This window comes from Collinsella sp. AM43-1 (assembly GCF_003467925.1).
Classification (GTDB): domain Bacteria; phylum Actinomycetota; class Coriobacteriia; order Coriobacteriales; family Coriobacteriaceae; genus Collinsella.
This window is the reverse complement of record NZ_QSFR01000031.1, coordinates 1-6,753: the sequence shown is the minus strand read 5'-3', so window position 1 is coordinate 6,753 and position 6,753 is coordinate 1. Positions and strand designations below refer to the sequence as shown.

Below are 6,753 nucleotides of genomic sequence, written 5' to 3'. Positions count from 1 at the left end.
CCCGCTCACCACGCGTCGCTACTACCACCAGATGAACTACTGAAGCAGCTTTCAGCGGTCGTTATTTTGCTCGGAAATAATTCGTTATGTTGCGTTCGTAAAACAATGCAAACAAATGTCGCAGTCTCGTTCTAGGGAGCCATGCCGTAGCTGGCCGCTTGAGGTCGTATTTGCTTGGACTCGACCATGCGGCTCGTTGGCATTTCACGGTAGCGACTTCAAGGCGAAATGGGGCATTTTTGCCAAATGCCCCTCTTGTTTGCGCCACAAGTGGCATTCGACACCTTCATATGGAGTGTTTGATATTGTAGACGGTTCAAAAATAAGATTGAACCGTCTATTTCTTTCAAAATAATACGTAATAGGTTATCTTATAACGTATAGAAGTTTCATAGAATGTTATACGGAGAACGTTATGATTAACCCGACTAGTGCTGTGCCGCTATATGTACAAGTAGCTGATGATTTGCGCCGCCGTATTGAGATGGGCGAGTTTTCCGAAAGTGGCGTGTTGCCTAGCGAAAATGGTTTTTGCGAAGAATACGAGGTTAGCCGTGCGACGATACGGAAGGCAATTCAAACTCTTGTGGATGACGACGTGCTTGATACGCGTCATGGCAAGGGCACATTTATCCGGCAGCCTAAAATCGTCTCGAGCTTGAGCACGTTTAAGGGTTTCACTTATTTTTGCCATGAAAATAATATCGAAACCTCGTCTCGTGTTCTCGCTCTTCAGGAGGTCGAGCCGCCCGTTGCCGTCCGTCGTCATTTGCGAATGGAAGAGAATGAATCTGCGGTTTACCTCAAACGCGTGAGGTCAATTAACCACATAAATGCAATGATTGAACATATTTATCTTCCAGTAAAGAACTTCGGGTTTTTACTGGGTGTCGATATGGAGAACGCATCACTTTATGAAACGATTGAGAGAGAGACGGGGCTGCGACTAGAGGATAATTGTTTCCCGTCTATTGTGCTTGAAGCAGGGCTTGCTACGGATGAGGAGAAGCGCATCCTTAATATCGCAGGAGAAGCTGCGATGTTTATATTGAGTGAGACCGTTTATATGAGCACTGGTAAGCCAGTGCACTTTACTAAGCAGGTGATGTTGGGTGATTATTTCAAATACTTCTTTTCGATTAAGGCTAATCAACTCGGCATCAATTGGCGGGGACTTGAAGCCGTTGAGTGTAGAAAGCAATAGGTTGAATAATGGTTAAAGTGGAGAGCGCTGTTCCATTGTATAAGCAGATCGTTCACGATCTTGTGAGTCGAATAGAAAGTGGCGTATATAGCGAAGGGGATAAGCTTCCTACTGAGACGGAGCTTATGGAGGAATATGGCGTTAGTCGTATTACTGTTCGATCGGCAATCAAGGAACTAGAGGATGCCGATATCGTTGAGCGCACGCGAGGGAAAGGGACTTTTGTTACCACGACACGCAATGCCTATGCAGCCGATGACCAGGAAAGCTTCACCCATTCCTGCATTCAAGAAAATAAAAAGCCTTCTACCGTAGTGCTCGAAGTAGCTTGGATTTATCCTACGCTGCGCGACGTGCGTTTTCTTCAGGTCCAGGAGGACGAGAATATTCTTCAGACTAGACGTTTGCGCTTAGTCGATGGCGTGCCAACGATGTTGGAAACCAATAGCTACACTCCTTCTCTTGCCTTTTTGGAACATGAAGATTTATCGGGTTCTCTACTTGAGGTGCTGGGAAGACGCCATATCGAACTTGGCAATAACGAGCGAACGTTGCAGGTGTGCTTTGCAAGTGCTTACGAGGCAGAACATTTGAATGTAAAGCCGGGATCTGCCCTTTTATTATTTGTAGATAAGCGTTGCAGCGCGCAGGGAGTGCCATTGTTTATTTCGCGGCAGGTGTACTGCACTGAGCGCTTAAAGTTTTATCTCTAGCGAAAGCCAAACCCCGGATCTTTCTTAACCGAATAACAAGAGATTGAAAACGCCCCGACAAAGGGGCGTTTTTTTGCCGTTTACGGGCGAATTATTACCGCTTAGGAAGCTTGATTGATCTGTCTTGACAAAGCGAAAGTTTCGAGGATACTGTAGATAACAATACAAAATATAACGTTCTATTAACAGATGATTGACTGAGATTGGGAGATAAATGAGGAAGTTGCTCTTGGCCAGCCATGGGCCACTTGCTAGAGCGATGCGTGAAACGCTCCAGCTATTTTGCGGTGAAGATCCTCGCGTTAAGGTGCTATGCGCATATGTCGATGAGGACACGATGGATGTAAACGAGTTGATAGATTTTTGGGACCGTTCTCGCGACCCAGCAGACCAGTGGATTGTCATCACTGATGTCTATGGTGGGTCAGTGAATAACGCTTTTATGGAAAGGTTGGGTGACGATTCTCTAAGGCTCATTGCCGGCATGTCGCTACCACTAGTGCTCGAAGTGTTTTCGAAATTGAGCACACTTGATGACGCCGAGCTCGCTGCATTGGTTTCAAGTGTCCGCCAAAAGGGCACATGCCTATGTTCGCTGCCAAATTCGGTAGAACAAGACGAGGATTTTTGAGAAAGGAACAAAGATGATTAAGCTGCTGAGAGTTGACCATCGCTTGCTTCATGGTCAGGTTGCCATGACTTGGACGCAAGAGCTTGACACCAATTGCATTTTGATTGCCTGCGATGCGGTTGTGAAAGATGACGTGCGCAAGACGACGCTTAAGCTGGCACGTCCGGCAGGCGTCAAATTGGTTATCAAATCGGTCGATGATTCTATCGAGGCTCTTAGGAGCGGTGTGACCGATAAGTACCGTTTGTTCATTGTCGTTGAAAGCATCGAAGATGCTTACCGCCTGGCAAAGGGCTACAGCGAAATCGAGCATATCAACATTGGAGGAACGAAGCCGCGTGAGGGTGCAGATGTACGCCTATCTTCAACGGTTTTCGCTACCGATCGCGACGTGGAGCTTCTACATGAGCTCAGTGATGCCGGAATCGAGGTGGAGATCAGGCAGGTACCTAGAGACGAGAAGATTTTGATTTAAGCACATACAATAGAAAGGGGATCCCTCATGTTGACTCAAGCGATCCTTATCGGCCTCGTCGCAATGTGCGTGACATTTGAGTGGGCACTTGGCACTTGCCTTGCTTCTCGCCCGATTGTCACGGGCGTCCTCATCGGTCTTGTGATGGGTGATTTGCAGACGGGCATTATTGTCGGCGCCACGCTTGAAATGGTGTTCATTGGATCGGTTACCATCGGGGCGGCCGTTCCGCCTGACGTTATCACCGGTGGTATTTTGGGCACTGCCTTTGCAATTTCGACGGGTCAAGGCGCTGAAGTTGCGCTGACGCTCGCTTTCCCGATTGCGTCGCTTTATCTCATCATTGATAACGCGCTTACGCTGATCGTGATGCCGTTTTTCGTCCATAAAGCGGACGACTGCGTGGCAAAGGGCGACCTCAAAGGTATGGAGCGGATGCATCTGCTTGGTGGATTCATCGTCAAATCGCTTCCTCGCTTTTTCGTGTGCTCCCTTGCTTTCTATCTCGGAACGCCGGTTATGAACGCGGTGCTTAACGCAATTCCCGAGTTTGTAAGTAACGGCCTGGTTATTGCGGGTGGATTCATCCCTGCGCTCGGCATTGCACTGCTCGCTTCAATGATTGTCAACAAGCAGACTGCTATTTTCTTCGTGCTCGGGTTTGCGCTCTGTGCCTACATGAGCATTCCAATCCTTGGTATTGCCATCATTGGGCTTTGCCTCGCAGTAATCCTCGTGGTGGTCCAGCCAAACTTCATTGCTCAGACGCCACAGCTTAGTTCGGAAGGGAGCTTCGACGATGACGACTTCTAATGACACCAGTTCCAACAAGATTACAAAGCGTGATCTAAAATCGGTATTTTTCCGTTCGCTTACGATGGAGTACTCCTGGAACTACGAGCGCCAGCAGCACATGGGATACTGCTTCTCCATGCTTCCCATCATTCGTCGCGTGTATAAGAATAAGGATGACCAGGCTGCTGCTGCTAAGCGTCACATGGAGTTCTTCAACACCACTCCTTATGTCTCAACATTAATTCTGGGCATTTCGGCAGCGATGGAAGAGGCAAACGCTAACGAAGAGGATTTTGACGAATCCTCCATCAACAGCGTAAAGGCCGCTCTTATGAGCCCGCTGGCCGGCATCGGTGACTCTCTGTTCTGGGGAACGTTGCGTGTCATCGCCACTGGCTTGGGTGTGTCGCTTGCTATGCAGGGTAACATTCTCGGCCCGCTTCTCTTCCTTGTCGTATTCAATGTTCCGCATTATCTGATTCGTTGGTTCTGCCTTAAATGGGGCTATGGATTCGGAACCAGTTTCTTGAGCAAGATCGAGAAATCTGGTCTTATGCCAAAGCTCACTATGGGGGCTGCAATTCTCGGTCTTATGGTTATCGGCGCTATGGTGCCCAACCTTGTATCGGTCAGCGTGGCTGGTTCTCTCGGTACCGGCGACAGTGCGCAGACTATCCAAAGCATCATCGACGGTATCATGCCGAGCCTGCTGCCGCTGCTTGTGACACTTGGAGTTTACGAACTCGTCCAGCACAAGGTCAAAATTGCTTGGATTCTCGTTATTCTCATGGCGGTTGGTATCGTCGGCTCCTTCTTCGGAGTGTTTGCAATCTAAATGGTTGATTTCGCCGTCTGGCCCAATTGAATTAGAAAGGTATATCTCATGGTTTCATTTGATGAACAGGCAATTCTCGATAACGGTGCTTATATCTACAATCAACGTGCCGAAATTGAACGCATTGCTGACGAAATTTGCGAAAAGGGTTTCGATTCGATTTTCTTCACCTCGTCAGGTGGCTCGCTTGCGATGATGCAGCCGTTTGACTATATGGTTTCTGTTATGTCCGATATTCCCGTCCAGTCCCAAGTTTCGGCAGATTTCCTCACGGTTGGCAATCGGCGCATCGGTAAGGGGACCTTGGCGTTCATGGCGTCCAAGTCGGGCGACACCAAAGAGACGGTCGCGGCGGCAAAGGCGGCAAAAGACGCAGGCTGCACCATTGTCTCTACGCTTGGCGTGGACGGTTCACCGCTTGGTGAACTTTCCGATTATGGAGTGATCTATAAGCAGGGTCGTCCTATGGAGCTCGTGCTGTACCTTCTGATTGGAAAGATTCTCAAGAACAGGGGCTTTTTCGATGACTACGATCGCTTCGCTGATGAGCTTGTGAATCTCCCTGCTGCTCTCGTTTCCGTCGGCAAGAACGCTGACGAGATGGCTCGCGCATATGCTCTGAAGCACAAGGACGACCCGTATCAGATCTGGATCGGTTCTGGCAATCTGTGGGGCCCCACGTATTCGTTTGCCATGTGTGTGCTCGAGGAGTCCCAATGGCTGCGCACCAAATCCGTTACATCGCCTGAGTTCTTCCATGGCACTATCGAACTTGTTGAGCCGGGCGTTTGTGTCGCGCTCGCAATGACGGAGGCGCAGACTAGGCCTCTTGATGAGCGCGTTGCACGCTTCTGTAAGCAATATGCGGATGATTTCACCGTATTCGATACACATGATTATGAGTTGCCGGGTATCAGTGATGAATTCCGCTGGATGCTTTCTCCGGTGGTGCTCAATGCCATTCTCTCGCGTGTGAGCAAGAATTTCGAGGAAATTCGTGACCATTCGCTCGACATCCGCCGTTATTACCGCAAGGTCGAGTACTAATAAAGACCGTACGTGATGGGAGGCGTTGAGGTGAAAATCGCAGCAATTGGTGACAACGTTATTGATCGCTATCTCAACAAAGGCGTTATGTATCCTGGTGGCAATGCCGTAAACGTCGCTGCCCATGCAAGCATGCTTGGCGCACAGGCTGCGTATATTGGGGAGATCGGCAACGACCTGGGAGGGCGAATAATCACCGATGCCCTTTCTTCGCTGAACGTTGACCTTTCGCAATCATCTATGCCTGAAAAAGCGACAACCAAGACTTGCGATGTAAATGTTTACGACGGTGAACGTGTCGAAGTTGGTTACGATACAGGGGCTTGCTGGGCGCACAAAACCCACATCAACGATTCTGATGTCAAGTTTCTTCAGGGATTCGATGCGGTTTTTACCAGCGTCAATGCAAAGCTGCAGGATGATGTGCACCTAGTTCAAGATCTTCCCGCTGTGGCGGTTTACGACTTTTCCGTTAAAGATAAGTATCGAACCGACGCATATTTCGATCTTGTTTGCCCTGCTACAACCCTTGGTCTGTTTTCCTGTTCCGGCGAGAGCGATCAACAGATTCAAGTTCTATTGAAGAGGGCCATAGAGCATGGTTGTCGCTACACGATTGCTACACGGGGATCTACGGGGCCTGTGTTCTTTGACGGTTCCCGATGGTACCAGGGAAATATAAGACCCGTAGATGCGCTTGACACCATGGGCGCGGGAGATTCGTATATCACTGCGTTTGTTGTGAGCTGTCTCTCGCATGGCTGGAGTAAAAAGCAACCGCTCGATGTGGGGATCATTCGGGATGCAATGGAGTTCGCTGCTGACTATTCAGCTAAAAATTGCCTTAAACCCGGCGGCTTTGGATTCGAGCATAAACTCGCCGAGATGAAAGACAGTCAGGTCCCCCTTTCCTAGAAGGGTTTTTATTTAGACTATTAAGTATTAATACGTAACAAAACGACAAGTTGTCATTGGAACGAATTTCGTTCTATTAAACGAAGGGATAATTGCTATGTTCAATTTCGATGAGCCTCGTTACGAGAAGGTTGTGAG

8 protein-coding genes are annotated in these 6,753 nt (G+C 48.7%); all 8 read left to right on the top strand.

Going from position 1 to position 6,753, the window contains the following annotated elements; genetic code table 11:
- Window positions 1-415 precede the first annotated feature (415 nt).
- The 8 genes from DW925_RS09805 to DW925_RS09770 all read left to right on the top strand — a co-directional run bounded on the left by DW925_RS09805 (window position 416) and on the right by DW925_RS09770 (window position 6,615).
- Window positions 416-1,204, top strand: coding sequence for a GntR family transcriptional regulator (locus DW925_RS09805; protein WP_117790910.1), 789 nt, complete (start codon window positions 416-418; stop codon window positions 1,202-1,204).
- Between the two features lie 8 nt (window positions 1,205-1,212).
- Window positions 1,213-1,917 carry a GntR family transcriptional regulator gene (locus DW925_RS09800; RefSeq protein WP_055287651.1) on the top strand — a complete coding sequence of 235 codons (705 nt, stop codon included), beginning with the start codon at window positions 1,213-1,215 and terminating at the stop codon, window positions 1,915-1,917.
- 214 nt (window positions 1,918-2,131) lie between these two features.
- Entirely contained in the window at window positions 2,132-2,548 is a 417-nt protein-coding gene (locus DW925_RS09795; protein ID WP_117736958.1) for a PTS sugar transporter subunit IIA, read from the top strand.
- 13 nt (window positions 2,549-2,561) lie between these two features.
- Window positions 2,562-3,023, top strand: coding sequence for a PTS sugar transporter subunit IIB (locus DW925_RS09790; protein ID WP_099432598.1), 462 nt, complete (start codon window positions 2,562-2,564; stop codon window positions 3,021-3,023).
- Window positions 3,024-3,050: 27 nt separating this feature from the next.
- The gene (locus DW925_RS09785) at window positions 3,051-3,836 is read left to right on the top strand and encodes a PTS sugar transporter subunit IIC (RefSeq protein WP_055310757.1); all 786 of its coding nucleotides are present in this window, start codon (window positions 3,051-3,053) and stop codon (window positions 3,834-3,836) included.
- Window positions 3,823-4,653 (top strand): PTS system mannose/fructose/sorbose family transporter subunit IID, encoded by an 831-nt coding sequence (locus tag DW925_RS09780; protein ID WP_055310758.1) that lies wholly within the window; start codon window positions 3,823-3,825, stop codon window positions 4,651-4,653. Before DW925_RS09785 ends, DW925_RS09780 begins: the two co-directional genes overlap by 14 nt.
- Before the next feature lie 48 nt (window positions 4,654-4,701).
- A complete protein-coding gene (locus DW925_RS09775) occupies window positions 4,702-5,700 on the top strand; it encodes an SIS domain-containing protein (RefSeq protein ID WP_055310759.1) in 999 nt (332 codons plus the stop codon).
- Window positions 5,701-5,730: 30 nt separating this feature from the next.
- Window positions 5,731-6,615 (top strand): PfkB family carbohydrate kinase, encoded by an 885-nt coding sequence (locus DW925_RS09770; RefSeq protein WP_117790911.1) that lies wholly within the window; start codon window positions 5,731-5,733, stop codon window positions 6,613-6,615.
- The last annotated feature ends 138 nt before the right edge of the window (window positions 6,616-6,753 follow it).

What these genes read in the sequence shown, in the direction of transcription:
- DW925_RS09805 (WP_117790910.1), top strand. Translation starts at nt 416, where the DNA reads ATGATTAACCCGACTAGTGCTGTGCCGCTATATGTACAAGTAGCTGAT.
- DW925_RS09800 (WP_055287651.1), top strand. Translation starts at nt 1,213, where the DNA reads ATGGTTAAAGTGGAGAGCGCTGTTCCATTGTATAAGCAGATCGTTCAC.
- DW925_RS09795 (WP_117736958.1), top strand. Translation starts at nt 2,132, where the DNA reads ATGAGGAAGTTGCTCTTGGCCAGCCATGGGCCACTTGCTAGAGCGATG.
- DW925_RS09790 (WP_099432598.1), top strand. Translation starts at nt 2,562, where the DNA reads ATGATTAAGCTGCTGAGAGTTGACCATCGCTTGCTTCATGGTCAGGTT.
- DW925_RS09785 (WP_055310757.1), top strand. Translation starts at nt 3,051, where the DNA reads ATGTTGACTCAAGCGATCCTTATCGGCCTCGTCGCAATGTGCGTGACA.
- DW925_RS09780 (WP_055310758.1), top strand. Translation starts at nt 3,823, where the DNA reads ATGACGACTTCTAATGACACCAGTTCCAACAAGATTACAAAGCGTGAT.
- DW925_RS09775 (WP_055310759.1), top strand. Translation starts at nt 4,702, where the DNA reads ATGGTTTCATTTGATGAACAGGCAATTCTCGATAACGGTGCTTATATC.